This window comes from Sphingomonas panacis, assembly GCF_001717955.1.
Classification (GTDB): Bacteria; Pseudomonadota; Alphaproteobacteria; order Sphingomonadales; family Sphingomonadaceae; genus Sphingomonas; species Sphingomonas panacis.
The window spans coordinates 3,434,366-3,449,729 of sequence record NZ_CP014168.1; the positions used below are offsets into that span (position 1 = coordinate 3,434,366).

Below are 15,364 nucleotides of genomic sequence, written 5' to 3' on the forward strand. Positions count from 1 at the left end.
ACGGGCCCCCATGTATTCCGACTTCGCTGCGGTGCACCTTAAATGAATTTCACCTGGGTGCGTGAATGCGCACGATCAGGCCCGGCGCGGCATCGTCCAGTTCGAGTGCAAAGCCGTGGAGGTGAACGATCGCGGCGACGACGCTCAGGCCGAGACCCGTACCGGGGACGCCAGCCGTATCCACGCCGCGGTAGAAGCGCCGCAGCGCGGCCTGACGATCGTCGGCGCGCAGTCCCGGACCGTCATCGCGCACCGCGATCACCACGGCCTCCGCCTCCAGCGCGAGCGACAGCAGGACATGGCCTCCGGGGCCGCTGAACTTGATCGCGTTGTCGACCAGATTGCTGACCGCTTCGAACAGCAACTGTGGGTCGGCGTGAATGGTCGCGTCAGGACCGGCCGCGAGCGCAAGCGCAACCCCGGCCTCCTCGGCGAGCGGCTCGTACAAGTCGCACACCCCGGCAAGCAAGGGCGCGATCGACACCGCCGCGAACCCCGCCAGACGTCCGCGTGCCTCCAGTTCGGAAATCCGCAGCAATGCGGCGAAGCGTTCCAGCACGAGATCGAGGTCGTCGGTGGCCGAGCGGGCGAGTTCGGTAAGGTCGGGGTCCGCCGCTGCCAATGCGGCAACCTGCTGCAGTTTGCCGCGCACGTGCGCGAGCGGGGTCCGCAGGTCGTGCGCCACCGCATCCGTCACGCCCTTCACCTGCGCGACCACGCGCTCGACTTCCTCGATCATGGTGTTGACGGTGTCCGCGAACAGGTCGAGCTCGTCGCCGCGCCGGCTGACGGGCATCCGCCGGTCCAGCCGACCGGCGGCGATTTCCCGGCTGGTCGCCTGCAGATCACGCACCCGGCGCAGCGGCGCGAGGCTGAGCATGAAGCCCGCGCCGAACACCAGCACCGCTATCGCGAGACCGCTGACGACGAGGATCGTGAGGATACGATGGCGCAGGTCGACGATCGGCGCGATGTCGCGCGCGATCAGGATCGTTTCGCCGGTCGGCGCGCGGATCGCGAGGACGCGAAGCGGGCTGTGCCGGTTTCCGCCGGCCGCGACATTCACCGGATGGTCGAACCGGAAGGTGCCCGCGATCCGCAGATTGCCCGCCACCGGCTCGCCATCGCGCGCTTGCAGGCCGAAATAGGTCAGGCCGCTGGCATTTTGGCGGATCTCGCTGTCGATTCGTCTCGGCAAGGCTTCGGCCGAGACGCTGCGGAGGCGATCGGCCTCCTGCAACAGGATATGGTCGGTTCGCGCCGTCAGTTCCCGTGCGGAAAGCCCGTAGATCAGGCCGAGCAGCGCCACCACGCCGGCGGCGAACACTATCCCGAGCAAGATCGTCAGCCGGAACGTGCTGGTTGCGCGGATCTCGCGCAGGCGCAGACGTTCAAACGGCATCGAGACGATAGCCTTCGCCCTTGACGGTGACGATCGCGGAGGGGCGCCCCGGTTGATCGAGCTTCTTGCGCAACCGCGCGATATGCACGTTGATGAGGTTCGGGCCGGGGTCGAAATAATATCCCCACACCTGTTCGAAGATGATCCGCCGGCTGATCGTGTCGCCCGGGTGCCGCGCCAGAAACTCCAAGAGGCGAAACTCCATGTGGAGCAGCCGCACCGGCTCCCCCGCGACGGTGACGATGCGGCGGATCAAGTCGATCTCGATGGCGCCCACGCTCAGGATCGCGGCCTCGGACGGTTGCAGCCGACGGCGCAGCAGCACCTCGACGCGCATCGCCATTTCCTCGGGGACGAACGGTTTGACGAGATAGTCGTCGCCGCCCGCGCGCAATCCAGCGATCCGTTCGTCGACATCGCTCAGTGCGCTGATCATCAGCACGGGCATCATGATCCGCCGTTCCCGCAAGGCCGCGACCAGCGACAGGCCGTCGAGACCGGGCAGCAAGCGATCGAGCGTGGCGAGGTCGAAAGGCTCGCGGGTCGCGCGTTCCAGCGCGGCTTGGCCGTCCGCGACGTGCACGATCTCATGGTCGTGCACGCGCAGGACATCAATGATCTGCTCGGCAGTTTTTGGATCATCCTCGATCACGATGAGGCGGGCCAAATGGGTATCCTCCAAAATTCGAGAGGGATAGTATCGGGTCGACACACATCCGGCGAGCTATGTCTGCGGTTCAGATGTCGCCATTCTCTGTCGCTGGCGAGCGATCAGCCTGCCGACCTCCAGATCCATCAGCCGCCGCGCGACTCTGCATTCGCGCTCCTTCCCGCCAGCGCCTGCAAGTTCATCGTATCATCGGTGTCTCTGTTGATTGAGTGTTGCAACCCAAAGCTATCCGAAGATCTCCGATGCCGGCCGCGACAGCGCTGGTGGGGAGCGCAACCCGGTTAGCGTCGCTACCGTCGAGCTACACCACCACAAGGGACGCGACCCTGCAGTCGCACATATCCTCGGCTCCCTCCGTTCGCGTGCTGTGGCCAGCAGCCATCTCGCTTCCGGGGGTTCAAGCTGGAGCTTCAGCGCTGCTCTGACAGCGATCGAAGCACCGGAACGTTCCTTGAGCGGATCACCAGCCGCAGGCCTGCTCAACATACCGTCACACGTTGTACATGGCACCGTAACATCATCGAAACCGGAACGTACCGAAGCCGCAACGATCGGGATCTAAGCGCCCCTTTCAGCAGCAGAAGCTGTTTACGGGGAACCATCACATGTCGAGCTATTCACGCCTGTTCCGGGCGACGCTGCCGTTCACTCTGGCGGCATTGGGGTACACGCAGCCAGCCGCAGCACAACTGATTGCGGAGGCGGCGAATCCGGGCGCGCAGACGCCAGACGCGAACACCGCTGCCGCCGACGGCGCGAACGACATCGTGGTGACCGGCTCCTACGCGGACAGCCTTGCGGCGGCGACCGAGACCAAACGCCGGGCAGCGTTCGGCGTCGACGCGATCAACTCGACCGACATCGGCAAATTCCCCGCACAGAACGTAGCGGAGGCGCTCCAACTGGTTCCGGGCGTCGCGATCACCCGTCCGCGCGGTGAGGGACTGTACATCAGCGTTCGAGGGCTCGGGCCGCAGTTTCAGAACACGCTGCTCAACGGGCGCCCGATCGCGATCAACGACCTGATCGAGAATGGCGGCGCCAACGGTCGCCAGTTCCGCTTCGAAATGCTACCGGCCGAATTCGTGTCCCAGATCGACGTCGTGAAGACGCCGACTGCGGACATGAACGAGGGTGCGCTCGGCGGCAACATCGACGTCCACACCTTCCGTCCGCTCGAAGTGGGCACCAAGACCACGCTCAACCTGCGCGGCACCTACACGACGCTGACGGAGAAGGTGAAGCCCAACGCGACCGGCCTCACCAGCTTCAAGAGCGGCGACGGCACCTTCGGCATCCTCGCTGCCGCGCAATATTGGGGTAAATCTGTCCGCAATGATCGTTCGTACAATACCGGCTGGTATCTCGACAAGTTCGCCTCGGCGCTTGGGTCCGGCTTCTACACGCCCGGCCGCACCCGCCCGACCGTGGAGACCGAGGACCGCAAGCGCTTGTCCGGCCTGATCTCGGCGCAGTGGCAGCCAACACCTGAGTTGGAGACGACGCTAGACGTGCTCGCGACTCGGCTGGACGTCGCCTATGACGAGTTCGGGCTGGACATCTATCCCGACGACTCCAGCGTCGCCGGGCACAAACCGGCGATCGTGCCGGGTTCGGTCAAGCGCGATGGCGAAACCGTCGTCGCCGCGACGATCAACGATGTGCGCTTCATGGGTACGCGCGAATACAGCCTCAACCGACATGACCTGATCACGATCGGCCTCAAGCAGGCGTGGAATCCGGAAGGCTGGCATATCGTCGCCAACGCCAACTGGTCTTACGCGCACAGCTTTCATCCGAGCTACGCCGAAGGCACGGTGCGTAGCCGCATCCAGTTTTTCGCACCGCTGAGCTATGACTCGTCCGGCGGCTACAAAGTTGCTCCGACGATCACCACGCCGACCAATGTGCTCAACCCGGCCAACTACACGCTGTATCCCTTCAACATCGCGCCCAAAAACAGCAAGGATTGGGACCGCTACGTGCGGCTCGACGTCGATCATGATATGGACGGCTTCATCACCAAGCTGTCGGCGGGTGGGGAGTACCATTCGCGCAAGCGCGACTACCGACGCCGCGACTTTACCGTGAATCCCGCCGCCAACACGTCGCTCACCGGCTTCGCACCGAACGGGTACGAACAGATTCCGTTCGACAACTTCCTGTCGGGGGTACCGGGCAACTATCCACGCACCTGGATCGTGCCGATCACCAGCGTATTCTATGACAAGTTGTTCACAGATGCGATCGCCAACGCGCCGCTGGCCGCTGGCGATCTCCGCGCCTCCTACGTCGTCACCGAGAAGACAGCGGGCGGCTACGTGCGCGCGGACTATGCCTTTTCGCTCGGCGCGGTTCCAGTCACCGGCAACGTCGGCGTTCGCTATGTCCATACCGACCAGGTGGCGAGCGGCACACTCACGACCGGCAGCGTGGCGACCCCGGCGAGCTTCCCCCAGACCTTCAACGACTGGTTGCCGAGTTTCAACCTGCGCGCCGAACTGACTCACGACCTGGTTGGTCGCCTTGCCGCCAGCCGCGTGCTGACCCGCCCGAACGTGACGCAGAGCGCGCCGCAGATCAGCGTCTCTACCGACCAGCCCACCGCGAGCGGCGGCAACCCGGCGCTGAAGCCGTTCCTCGCGACCCAGTTCGATGCCTCGCTCGAATGGTATTTCAACCGGCAGGGTTCGCTCACCGGCGCGCTGTTCTACAAGGCGATGGACAACTACATAACCGCGCAGAACATCAACGTCGAAATTCCCGGGCGCGGCACGGTGCTGCTCAGCACTCAGGTCAACGGCGGCAATGCCAAGGTCTATGGCGCAGAAGCGGCCTACAATCAGGTGTTCACCTTCCTGCCGGCGCCGTTTGACGGTCTGGGCTTCCAGGCGTCCTACACGCACACCTCGGTACAGGCGAGCTACACGGCCGGCGCGCGCCCGATAAAGGATCAACTGATCGGCTTGTCGAAGAACAGCTTCAACGTCGTCGGCTTCTACGACAAGGGGCCGCTCTCGACCCGGCTGTCCTATACGTGGCGCGATAAATACCTCACCGGCATCGGCAGTACTACGCAGGCGACCACCACGCAGGCGGCGTTCGGATCGCTCGATGGCAACCTCTCGATCCGCGCTACGAGCCACCTGATGTTCAGCGTCGAGGCGATCAACATCGCCAATGCGAACAGCTACAGCTACAATGAGAAGGAACTACAATTCGGCGAGATCAACAATTACGGCCGGACCATCCTGTTCGGTGTGCGGGCGCAGTTCTGATGATCAGATCCGCTCTTCTGGCGCTCGCCGCGGTGGCCCTCGGCGCCGCCGCTCCGCCGCTAAGGATGAACGACATCCAGGTGATCGGCTCGCACAACAGCTTCAAGGCGCGCATCCCGGACGCGGTGATGGCCAGGCTGCGCACGATCGATCCGAAACTGGCCGACGGGCTCGACTATTATCATCTGCCGCTCACAGACCAACTCGATCACGGCGTGCGTCAGATCGAGATCGACATCTTCGCAGATCCCAAAGGCGATCGCTACGCCGAGCCCAAGGGCGAGCTTTGGGCGCGCGCCGCCGGGGAGACCACCGCGTTCGACCGCGCGGCGATGCGGCAGCCTGGGTTCAAGGTGTTCCACATACCCGATATCGACTACATCAGCACCTGCGTGACGTTGCGCCGCTGTCTCGGCGAGGTCGATCGCTGGTCGCGCCGGCACCCCGATCATCTGCCGATTATGATCACCATCAATGCAGCCGACACGCCATCGAACCGGCCGGGCATCACCGATCCGATCCCGCTCGATGATCCTGCACTGCTCGACGCGTTGGACGGCGAGATCCGATCAGCATTCCGCGGCAACCGGCTCATCACGCCGGATGAGGTTCGTGGCAACGCGCCATCGCTGAGTCAGGCGATCCGGCAGCGTGGGTGGCCGAGCCTGTCCAAAGCCCGGGGCCGGGTCTACATCCTGTTCGACGTGCGCAAGGCGGTCTCAAACACGTACCGTCTGGGGCATCCGTCACTCGCCGGTCGTGCGATGTTCGGCTGGTATCCCGAGGATGATGCGGATTCCGCGATACAGATCGTCCAGGATCCGCTGGCCGATAAGACCGAGATTCGGCGATGGGTGCAGCAGGGCCTGATCGTCCGTACCCGCTCCGACGCGAACACCGTCGAGGCGCGCGCCAAAGATCATCGCAAGTCTCTGGCCGCGATGGCGAGCGGCGCCCAGGCCATCAGCACGGACTATTATCCGGGCGCGCCCGATCCACTGCGCACCACCTTCACGGTGACGCTCCCGCGAGGTGAGATGGCGCGCTGCAGCCCAGTCCGTGTTCCGGCGGGGTGTCGGCTCCGGCGGTGAGTCCGGCAGCACTCAAAACCTGGTACGCCTCCGTACCCGGAGTTCGGATCGAACGATCGCCGGCGGCGGAAACGTCGAAACACAGCCACGGTCACCACGCGAGCTCCGGCTTGGTCACCATCAGCCAGAAGATGAGAATGACGCCGATGAACGCCGGCCAGCCGAGCAGGAACCACAACCGCGACAACCGGAAGTAGCGCGACGGCAATTGCTCGCCTAATGGCGTGCGATCGGCGATTCGTCGCATCTCGATTTGGATGACGACGACCGGCAACCAGCAGGCGCCGACCAGCAGGTAAAGTGCGATCGACGCCGCCAGCCAGCCCGTCGTCAGCGGGAAGCCCGCAATGCGCGCCAGCCACACACCGGTTATTGGCTGGACGATGACCGCCGGCGTTGTGAACAGCCAGTCGGCGATTACGACGTTGCGGTTGACGACTCGACGCGCGCCGGCGTCGCCCGATCGGTTCGCCATCCAGCCATGAAAGGCGGTGCCGAGCCCGGTGCCGAACAGCAAGGTCGAGCTGAGGATGTGGACGGTTTTGAGCAGCAGGTAATCAGCCACGACGAGTCTCCAGCGTATGGACGGCGAGCGACAGCCCCAGCACGGCGGCGTTCTTGATGAGCGCGCCGAAGGGATCGGCCCAGAGCTCGGGCACCGTGCCGGCAAGGATCAGGGTATAGACGGTCATCAATCCGATCCCGGCGAGCGCCGCGCCGCGCACGGTGGCGAGCAGCGCCACGCCGATGGCGATGTCCGCCAGCGATCCTGTCCAGAGAGCGGCAATCGCTGGCATGCCGACGAGTCCGACGCGGGCGAGCCATGCGGCGCTCGCCGCCTGCGACGTGAGGACGAGCGGCACGATTCCACCCGCCAGCCATACCAACGCCAGCATCAGCCGTAGGATCGGCACTACCGGGGCAAGCCGGGCTGCGCGAAGGTCCGCCTCGCCCGCCGGGCACCGCGCAAGCGCCTGTTCCAGGGGTGCCGGCCGACATCCGGTCGCCGCAACCAGCGGCGCTAACGGAGCGGTATTGCCGGCCGCGAGCATCGCCATGCCCTCGCGGGTAACCGGCCCCGCCCCGAGCCGTGCGACGGCGGCAAGCACCATCCGCGGCACGGTCACGCCCCATGCGCGCGGGAGACCGAGCCATCGGCGAAAGCACGCGATGAGCGCGTCTGTCGTCATCGGCTCAGGGCCAACAACATCGAGCCGCTCAGCCAACGGCAGCGGCGCGTGCAGCAACCGGAAGACGACCTCGACCAGATCGTCGATGTGGATCGGCTGCACCAGACCTCCGGCTTGCCCCAGACGCGGCGTGACCGGCAGCGCGGCCAGTGCCGCGAAGAGCGCACTGCTCCGCCCGCCGCGACCGATGACCAGCGAAGGGCGCAACACCACCCAGCCCATGTCTCTGCCCGTCGGATCGAGCGCCGCGAGATGATCGTCCGCAGCGGCCTTGCTCCGATGATACGCGCTGGCGGCTTGGGCGTGCGCGCCCAGAGCAGAGACCTGAACGACCCGGCCGACGCCGACTGAACGACAGGCGTCGAACAAGGCGGCAGGTCCGCTTGCATGAACCTGCGGGTAGCCGCGCGCGTCGCCGAACAGTCCAGCGCAGTTGATCACCGCATCGACCCCGGCGAGCCGGCCGTGCCATGCCTCGACGCTGTCCCGCGACAGGTCGCAGGACAGCGCGCTCACGCCGGGAATCAGCCGTTCCAGGCGTGCCGGCACGCGCCCGGCGGCGGTGATGCGGAGGCCTTCCGCCACCAGCCGCCCTGCGAGATGGCGGCCGATGAAGCCGCCGGCCCCGACGATCAGAACGTGCATCGCTCGTCCTCTCACGCGCTTGCGCGGGGCGTGCGGCTCCAGACCGCGAACCCCATGCCGGCGAGCGCCAGCAGCACGCCGAACAGCGCGCTCGTGATCGTGCCCTGAACCAGAGCGGTCGGGCTGGTGGCGATGCTGCGGATCGAGACGAACAGCATCGGTGTGGCCACCATCATCACCGTCGACCACACCGCCCAAAAGCGCGAGCGTTGTTCGGTGCCACAGAGTTCGGCCAGCAGGATCGACAGGGGCCGCCACAGGACGGCGGCGGCGAGGACCGCGATGAGCGCGGTCAGCGCATAGGTCAGCAGCAGGGCTGCGATGGGCAACAGCATGGAAAATCTCCTTCCAAACACCGCGCGACGATCGCCCGGCTCGAAAGACGCATTGCGAATGGCATGCCAGTTGCGAAGATTGGCCAAAATCGGCGCTTTTCCGAGCCGGACAGCGTGCGGAAATGTTAACGCAGTAAACAGAGGGAGCTGCTATGCTGTCAACGATGGATACGGCTGTCGGCCTTTTTTCCTATATCGGCGCGCTGTCGCTGACCGCGCTCGCCAGTGCGCTGCTTGCCATGTTCCTCGCTCTGCGCGCGCGCGCGCTGCCGGGGTCGACGCTGCTTGCCGTCTTCCTGGGCGGTGTCGGGCTTTGGAGCATCGCGCAGGCGCTGCCAGCCATCTTCGGGCTTGAAGCGTCGCCGGTCACGACGACACTTATCGCGCTGTCGCCGCTGCCCGCAGCGGCGTTCGTTCACCTCGTCTTCGCCTTCGCGCTGTGCGGGGCGCTTCGGCCGGTTGCTATCGTCAGCTACGCGATCGCCGCGTTCGCCGCGCTGGTTGGCTTGGTGTTCGGCGTCGGCGAGGTCGTGCCGTGGCGGGGCTTTCCCGGCATGTTCATACCCTCGGCCGTCGGCTGGGGCGTGCTCGCGCTGGCGGCGCTGCTCTCCGTCGCGGGTCATCTGCGCCTCGCACGCGCATGGCGCGAGCATGCAGGGCAGCATCAGCGTCAGACCGGCGCGGTGTTCATATCCAGCCTGATCGGCCTCGTCGCGCTGACCGGGTTCGCCTTCCCCGCGCTCGGCATCAATGCCTATCCGTGGCCCGTCCTGCTCCTGCCGCTATACTCGGTGGTGCTGGTCTACGGTATCCTGCGCCACCGCTTCATGGCAGCGGACCTGTGGGCGCGGCGCGGCCTCGTCTGGCTGCTGCTGGTCGCCGGAGCGGGCGCCGCCAGCGCGCTCATCGCGGCGCTGCCCCTCGCGCTCGCCGGGCGTCCTGCCGGGCTGTTCGCAACCTGGGCGGCGTTGGCCGCGACGCTGGCGCTGGGGCTGATGATCCTTGCGCCGTTGAAGCGGCTTGCTGACCGCGTCGCCTTCCCCGGCGGGCGAGTCAGCGAGGCGGACGTGGCCAACTGGCGCGACCGATTGGCTGCGGCGCCAGATGAAGGAGCCCTTGTCGAGGCGGCGCGCGGCTTGCTGCGCGACCGACTGAACCTCCCTGCCGACGGCCCGACGCTCACCGTCGCGGGTGATGTCGTGGCTTTGGTCGGCTGGGACGATGCCCCGCCCCCCACCCGCCACGTCGCCGAGCGCTTCGCCATCATCGTCGCCGAAAGCGCGCGCCGTCTTGCCGCCGCTCGGCTGCTGGTCGAGGCAGAGCGCGAGGCCCGCCTCGCCGAGATCGGCGCGCTCGCGGCGACGATCGCGCACGACCTGCGCAATCCGCTCGGCATCGTCCAGATGGCCGCGACCGGCGCCCCGGCGGAGGTGCGCGCCGAGATCGGCGAACAGGTCGCGCGGATGAACCACCTCGTCACCGACATCCTCGACTATGCGCGCGCCTGGACGATAGCGCCGCAGCCGCTGCGGGTCGCCGATCTGGTCGCAGCGCTCGGGGTGGAGGCGCAGATACCGGACGACCTGACCCTCGTCGCCGACCGCCAGGCGCTGCTGCGCGTGCTGACGAATCTCGTCGATAATGCGCGCGCGCTCGGCACGCGGGTCGCGGTCTTCGCCGACCGTGAGCCGCTCGTCCTCGACGTCTGCGACGATGGCCCGGGGATCGCGCCGGAGATCGTCGACAGCCTGTTCCGCCCTTTCGTGTCCCGGCGCCCCGGCGGCACCGGGCTGGGCCTCGCGATCGTCCGCCGGATCATGGAGGCGCATGGCGGCACCGTCACACTCGCCCATCGTGAGGGCTGGTCGACCTGTTTCCGCCTGACCTTCGGAGCAAAGCCATGATCCTGCTGGCCGACGATGAACCTGCCTTCCAACGGCTGACCGGTGCCTGGCTTCGCGGCCTCGGCCATCAGGTCGAGGTGGCTGGCGACGGCGATGCCGCGCGCGCCGCCTTTGCGGCCAAGCCTGCGGACCTCGTGCTGCTCGATCTCGCCATGCCGCCGCACCACGATCCGGAGGCCGGACTGGCGCTGATCCCGGCGTTCACGCCAGCGCCTGTGGTGGTGATGACCGGCCATGCCGACCATGCGCTCGCGCTGAAGGCGATAGAGGCGGGCGCATGGGACTTCCTCGCCAAACCGGTCGATCCCGACCTGCTGCGCGTCGTGGTCGCCCGCGCGCTGGAGCGGGCGCGGCTGGCGCGCGAGGTGGCAACGCTCAAGGCGCAGGCGGGCGGCGATGAAGACATGGGCCTGGTGGGCACCTCGCCGGCGATGGCGGCCTTGCGCGCGTTGATCCGCCGCGTCGCGCCGACGCGGCTGCCGGCGCTGGTGCTCGGGCCGAGCGGAACGGGAAAGGAGCTGGTCGCGCGCGCGATCCACGCCGCGTCGCCGCGTGCCACTCGGCCGCTTGTGCCGATCCATTGTGGCGCAGTGCCGGCCGAGCTGCTCGAGAGCGAGCTGTTCGGCCATCTCAAGGGCAGCTTCACCGGTGCCACCACCGATCGTCCCGGCCTGATCGAGACCGCGAACGGTGGAACGCTGTTCCTCGACGAGATCGGCGAGATGCCGGCTGCGATGCAGGTAAAGCTGCTGCGCTTCCTTGCGGACGGCAGCTACCAACCGGTCGGCGCGCGCGCACCCCGCATGGCCGATGTCCGCATCGTGGCGGCTACCCACCGCGATCTCCCCGCCGCGGTGGCGGAGGGCAGCTTCCGCGAGGATCTGTTCTATCGGCTAAAAGGCATCGTCCTGCGCACCCCGTCCCTCGACGAGCGTGCTAGCGACGTGCCGCTACTCTCCAGCATGTTCCTGCGCCGGACGAGCGAGGGCCGCGCGAGCTTCACGCCAGACGCACTCGACTGGGTGGCGGAACGGCGCTGGCCTGGTAACGTCCGCGAGTTGCGCGCAGCCGTCGAGTGCGCAGCCGCGCTCGCTATCCCCGGAGCGGCCGGTTTGATGGTCGGTGCAGCCGACCTCGCCTTTGCAGTCGGTGATCTGCCGTCTGAGCCGGCCTCCTCTGTCTTTAAAACTCTGGACGAAGAGGTCGCGGCCCTCGAACGTCGGCGCATCCTGGAGGCGCTCGGACGCACTGGCCACAACCACACTCATACCGCTCGCGAACTGGGACTATCGCGCGTCGGCCTGCTCAAGAAGATGGACCGCATGGGGCTGCGCTGAGCCAGTTGCGGTCGTTCAGAACGCCGCCCGGGCTCCCAAACGCTAATCGCGATTGGAGCATCCGGCGATCACCTGGCTTTTCCGCTGCCTCTTGGACAGGAAATCGACCGCACCTGCCTTCATCGCGTGCGCCGTCATCGGCATATCGTCATGCCCGGTGACGAAAATGAGCGACACCGTGATGCCTTGCTTTGCCAAATCGCGACTGGAACCCCATGCCTCAGGTCTGCAATGTGCGGATATTTCACCACAGGCAACACACGGGGCACAGCACCCCGATCTCAAGCGCTATCGCCGCCGCATAGCTGCGTCTCCAGCTCGACCGAATGGACCAGAGAGTCCATCGATCCACGCGCAAGCGGATCGCGTTCGATCATCGCGACCGGCGGCGTGTCACAGTCGGCCTGGAGTGATCGGCCTCAGGCAAGGGAGATCTCCGAGCGGGGCAGCGTGCGGATACACCAAATCGGCTCTGCTTCATACAAGCGGGACGAAGCTTCATGGTTTACCGGCACGCTTCCCTGGCCTTTTGGAGCAAAGCGATGACGGCTTCCACGTTCAGCGCGAACGACGCGCGTGCCATCGGTAACTGGCGGGGCGTCGAGATCGCCGTCGCGCCGCGCGACGCCGTGACCGCGCAGGTCGAAATCGCGGCTGCGGGCATGTTCACGCACGAACTGGCGGCGGATGGCCCGGCGGGCGGGCTGCTCGACCTGGACACCGCGATGGGCGGCGCTGTGACTCGGCTGCGAAGCGACGGCATCTTCCGGGCCGCGCCCGGCGAAGTGCTGGCGTTATCGCATGTCGTACCGCCGGTGAAAGCCTCGACCGTTCTGCTGGTCGGAATGGGTGATCCCGCAGCTTGGGAAGCAACCACTTTGCATGGCGCGGTATCCGCTGCGGCGGCGGAGGTGCTGCGCCGTGATGCAGCCTCGGCCTGTTTCGCGCCGAGCCTGCTCGATAGCGGCATCCACACCGTCGATCCCGATGCGGTGGCGGCGCAGATGCTCGGCGGGTTGCTGCGTGGCCTCGCGGCGTCACCGGACACATCACTGAACGTCTGGATATTCTGCACTGGCTTGGCCCATATAGAATCGACACGGGCAGCATTCGCCAAGGCGTTCGCGGCGCTCCCCAGCGCCTGATTTGGCGGCAACATGCTTGCCCAGCCGCGCGAGAGCGACGAACGTGCTGACCTGCCCCTGCAAAAAGGTCCCTTGGTGCCAACTCCCGCCGCGATCCGCATTCTCGTCGTCGACGACCATCCGTTCCTGCGCGAAGGCGTGCGAGCGGTGGTCGAGACCCAGCCCGACATGCGTGTGGTCGGTGAGGCGGAATCGGGCGACGCAGCGATCCGCCTTCATGCAGAGTTGATGCCGGACGTCGTCTTGATGGACCTGCAGATGCCCGGGCTCAGCGGCGATCAGGCCATCACCGCGATCCGTAAACGATCGCCCGGCGCGCGAATCGTCGTACTGACGACATATGACGGCGACGCGCATGCACTCCGCGCGCTTCGTGCCGGTGCGGCCGGCTATCTCCTCAAGAGCAGCCTGCGCAAGGATTTGCTCCAAGCGATCCGCTCGGTTCACGCCGGCGGCAAGCATCTCGACGCACATATCGCGACGGACATCGCGCTCCACGTCGTATCGGAAGCGCCGAGCGAGCGGGAAATCGCCGTCCTGTCGCTGGCGGCGCAGGGCAATTCGAACAAGCAGATCGCCTTTCGGCTCGGCATATCGGAAGACACGGTGAAAGCGCACATGAAGGCGCTGTTCTCGAAGCTCGGGGCCGCCGATCGGACCCATGCCGTCACCATCGCGGCGAAGCGCGGCCTTATCGATCTATAGCGCCCGAGCGCGCCTCTTCCGAAAGACATCATCGCGGGCGGTTAACGGCTGGCGAAATGGTCGAGCGACTGCCGGCGAGGCGCGCGCCGACGCTGGAACGTCGGTGCGCCTCGTAACTCCGCACAACCTCCGGGCCTTTGCGCGCCCAGCGGATCGCGTGCCGATGCGCTGAAATACCCGAAAGCGGGTGTCGCGGTCCCCCCTTTCGAGATCGTCGCAGGGCTGATTGCCGGTACAGTCGCCCTCATGTTCGAAACCGGCCCCAAACCGCGACCGAAGCGCGACTCAACTCGACCGGAGCGAGCCTTGTTCGGTGGAGCTACCCGATGCTGACCGCGCTGCCGCAACCCAGCGCGCGTCCGCATCCCACGGCTTTGGGAACCATGCCGCATTGCCCGAGAGAATTGCTCGCGCATGCCCGCCGCACCCTTGAACATGACCCCGAGGCCGCGCGCGCGTACCTGGATCGGCTCGAGGCTCTCCTCACCGTCAATGACCCGGCCGTTGACAGCATCCTCCTGCCGGCGATGCCGCCGGACGTACTGGACCGCAGAATGATCAAGGGCGGACTGGCGTCATGGCAGATACGCCGCGTCGCCGAGCATGTCGAAGCGTGGCTGGCTGGCCCTGTGACGGTGGAAACGCTGGCTGAGATCGTCCGGCTCAGCACCGGGCATTTCTGTCGCGCGTTCAAGGTCAGCGTCGGCGAGACCCCGCATAACTTTCTGATACGGCGACGGGTACGGCGCGCGCAGTCGTTGATGCTGCGCACCCGCGATCCGCTCAGTCAGATCGCCATCACGTGCGGCCTTACCGACCAGGCCCACCTCACCCGCCTGTTCCGGCGACGGGTCGGCGAGACGCCGCTCAATTGGCGGCGCAATTGGGCGCATCTGTCATCCTCATCAGTCGCGCACGTCTAGCGCAGCGCCCGCTCCGCATCATTCCTCAACCTCGAAAGATCGCCAGATGTCCATCACCGCCACCGCGACGCCCGGGAAATCGCTGCTGTCGCCGCACGACCACATTCTGATCCTGATCGACTTCCAATCGCAGATGGCGTTTGCGACCAAATCGATCGGCGCCGAACTGTTGCGGAACAACGCCGCGCTGGTCAGCCGCGCGGCCAAGTCTTTCGCCGTGCCGACGGTCCTGACCACGGTGGCGGAGAAGAGCTTCTCCGGCCCGATGTTCGACGAGATCGTCGAAGCGTTCGACGGGCAGCCGATGCTCGATCGCACGAGCATGAACACCTGGGAGGACACCGCAGTCATCGCCGAGGTCAACCGATTGGCGAAAGACCGGATCGTCTTTGCGGGCCTGTGGACCAGCGTCTGCATCGTCGGGCCGGTCGCGTCGGCGATCGATCAGGGCTTCGACTGCTATTTCATCGCAGATGCCTGCGGCGACATTTCGATCGAAGCGCACGACCGCGCCGTCCAGCGCATGATCCAGCTCGGCGCGAAGCCGATGACGTCGCTTCAGTACCTGCTCGAACTCCAGCGCGACTGGGCGCGGACGGAAACCTACGAGTCCACCACCGGCATCGCGACGAAATGGGGCGGCGCCTACGGGCTCGGCGTCACCTACGCCAAGACGATGTTTGGTGCGTCCGAGGGCGGACACGCCTGAATTCAGTTGAACCATCTTCACGGAAGGAAC

General features: G+C 66.2%; 14 protein-coding genes. 8 read left to right on the forward strand and 6 right to left on the reverse strand.

Annotation, left to right across the window (positions count from 1 at the left end):
* Positions 1-49 precede the first annotated feature (49 nt).
* Both J0A91_RS15650 and J0A91_RS15655 read right to left on the reverse strand, forming a co-directional pair.
* Complete coding sequence (locus J0A91_RS15650) at positions 50-1,402, reverse strand: sensor histidine kinase (protein ID WP_069205687.1); 1,353 nt, start codon at positions 1,400-1,402, stop codon at positions 50-52.
* Positions 1,392-2,069, reverse strand: coding sequence for a response regulator transcription factor (locus tag J0A91_RS15655; protein WP_069205688.1), 678 nt, complete (start codon positions 2,067-2,069; stop codon positions 1,392-1,394). The genes J0A91_RS15650 and J0A91_RS15655 overlap by 11 nt, the downstream gene beginning before the upstream one ends.
* A gap of 608 nt (positions 2,070-2,677) precedes the next feature.
* Between J0A91_RS15655 and J0A91_RS15660 the strand changes: the two genes are divergently transcribed.
* A complete protein-coding gene (locus tag J0A91_RS15660; RefSeq protein WP_069205689.1) occupies positions 2,678-5,350 on the forward strand; it encodes a TonB-dependent receptor in 2,673 nt (890 codons plus the stop codon).
* Positions 5,350-6,441, forward strand: coding sequence for a Ca2+-dependent phosphoinositide-specific phospholipase C (locus J0A91_RS15665; RefSeq protein WP_069205690.1), 1,092 nt, complete (start codon positions 5,350-5,352; stop codon positions 6,439-6,441). The genes J0A91_RS15660 and J0A91_RS15665 overlap by 1 nt, the downstream gene beginning before the upstream one ends.
* A gap of 91 nt (positions 6,442-6,532) precedes the next feature.
* Here the strand turns inward: J0A91_RS15665 and J0A91_RS15670 are convergent, their stop codons facing one another.
* The 3 genes from J0A91_RS15670 to J0A91_RS15680 are packed head-to-tail and all read right to left on the reverse strand — an operon-like array spanning position 6,533 to position 8,611.
* Positions 6,533-7,006 carry a DUF2269 family protein gene (locus J0A91_RS15670; protein ID WP_069205691.1) on the reverse strand — a complete coding sequence of 158 codons (474 nt, stop codon included), beginning with the start codon at positions 7,004-7,006 and terminating at the stop codon, positions 6,533-6,535.
* Positions 6,999-8,276: an SDR family oxidoreductase gene (locus J0A91_RS15675; RefSeq protein ID WP_069205692.1), complete on the reverse strand. Its 1,278-nt coding sequence runs from the start codon at positions 8,274-8,276 to the stop codon at positions 6,999-7,001. Before J0A91_RS15675 ends, J0A91_RS15670 begins: the two co-directional genes overlap by 8 nt.
* A gap of 11 nt (positions 8,277-8,287) precedes the next feature.
* Positions 8,288-8,611 carry a hypothetical protein gene (locus J0A91_RS15680; protein ID WP_069205693.1) on the reverse strand — a complete coding sequence of 108 codons (324 nt, stop codon included), beginning with the start codon at positions 8,609-8,611 and terminating at the stop codon, positions 8,288-8,290.
* 152 nt (positions 8,612-8,763) lie between these two features.
* Between J0A91_RS15680 and J0A91_RS15685 the strand changes: the two genes are divergently transcribed.
* Positions 8,764-10,515, forward strand: coding sequence for a sensor histidine kinase (locus tag J0A91_RS15685; protein ID WP_083224703.1), 1,752 nt, complete (start codon positions 8,764-8,766; stop codon positions 10,513-10,515).
* Entirely contained in the window at positions 10,512-11,852 is a 1,341-nt protein-coding gene (locus J0A91_RS15690) for a sigma-54-dependent transcriptional regulator (RefSeq protein ID WP_069205695.1), read from the forward strand. Before J0A91_RS15685 ends, J0A91_RS15690 begins: the two co-directional genes overlap by 4 nt.
* A gap of 42 nt (positions 11,853-11,894) precedes the next feature.
* On the opposite strand, the gene J0A91_RS25230 is transcribed toward J0A91_RS15690, so the two are convergent.
* Positions 11,895-11,996, reverse strand: a complete 102-nt coding sequence (locus J0A91_RS25230) for a hypothetical protein (RefSeq protein ID WP_420852835.1) — start codon at positions 11,994-11,996, stop codon at positions 11,895-11,897.
* A 398-nt stretch (positions 11,997-12,394) separates the two neighbouring features.
* On the opposite strand from J0A91_RS25230, the gene J0A91_RS15695 reads away from it, so the two are divergent.
* From J0A91_RS15695 to J0A91_RS15710, 4 genes are all read left to right on the forward strand, one after another.
* Positions 12,395-12,997 carry a M17 family peptidase N-terminal domain-containing protein gene (locus tag J0A91_RS15695; protein ID WP_069205696.1) on the forward strand — a complete coding sequence of 201 codons (603 nt, stop codon included), beginning with the start codon at positions 12,395-12,397 and terminating at the stop codon, positions 12,995-12,997.
* A gap of 75 nt (positions 12,998-13,072) precedes the next feature.
* Positions 13,073-13,702, forward strand: coding sequence for a response regulator (locus J0A91_RS15700; RefSeq protein ID WP_240502038.1), 630 nt, complete (start codon positions 13,073-13,075; stop codon positions 13,700-13,702).
* 326 nt (positions 13,703-14,028) lie between these two features.
* Entirely contained in the window at positions 14,029-14,625 is a 597-nt protein-coding gene (locus J0A91_RS15705; protein ID WP_083224707.1) for a helix-turn-helix domain-containing protein, read from the forward strand.
* A gap of 46 nt (positions 14,626-14,671) precedes the next feature.
* A complete protein-coding gene (locus tag J0A91_RS15710) occupies positions 14,672-15,334 on the forward strand; it encodes a hydrolase (protein WP_069205698.1) in 663 nt (220 codons plus the stop codon).
* The last annotated feature ends 30 nt before the right edge of the window (positions 15,335-15,364 follow it).

Excerpts from the sequence above, each read along its gene's own strand:
- J0A91_RS15665 (WP_069205690.1), top strand. The coding sequence starts at position 5,350 with ATGATCAGATCCGCTCTTCTGGCGCTCGCCGCGGTGGCCCTCGGCGCC.
- J0A91_RS25230 (WP_420852835.1), bottom strand. The coding sequence starts at position 11,996 with ATGCCGATGACGGCGCACGCGATGAAGGCAGGTGCGGTCGATTTCCTG.
- J0A91_RS15690 (WP_069205695.1), top strand. The coding sequence starts at position 10,512 with ATGATCCTGCTGGCCGACGATGAACCTGCCTTCCAACGGCTGACCGGT.
- J0A91_RS15695 (WP_069205696.1), top strand. The coding sequence starts at position 12,395 with ATGACGGCTTCCACGTTCAGCGCGAACGACGCGCGTGCCATCGGTAAC.
- J0A91_RS15705 (WP_083224707.1), top strand. The coding sequence starts at position 14,029 with ATGCTGACCGCGCTGCCGCAACCCAGCGCGCGTCCGCATCCCACGGCT.
- J0A91_RS15680 (WP_069205693.1), bottom strand. The coding sequence starts at position 8,611 with ATGCTGTTGCCCATCGCAGCCCTGCTGCTGACCTATGCGCTGACCGCG.
- J0A91_RS15685 (WP_083224703.1), top strand. The coding sequence starts at position 8,764 with ATGCTGTCAACGATGGATACGGCTGTCGGCCTTTTTTCCTATATCGGC.
- J0A91_RS15710 (WP_069205698.1), top strand. The coding sequence starts at position 14,672 with ATGTCCATCACCGCCACCGCGACGCCCGGGAAATCGCTGCTGTCGCCG.
- J0A91_RS15650 (WP_069205687.1), bottom strand. The coding sequence starts at position 1,402 with ATGCCGTTTGAACGTCTGCGCCTGCGCGAGATCCGCGCAACCAGCACG.
- J0A91_RS15660 (WP_069205689.1), top strand. The coding sequence starts at position 2,678 with ATGTCGAGCTATTCACGCCTGTTCCGGGCGACGCTGCCGTTCACTCTG.
- J0A91_RS15675 (WP_069205692.1), bottom strand. The coding sequence starts at position 8,276 with ATGCACGTTCTGATCGTCGGGGCCGGCGGCTTCATCGGCCGCCATCTC.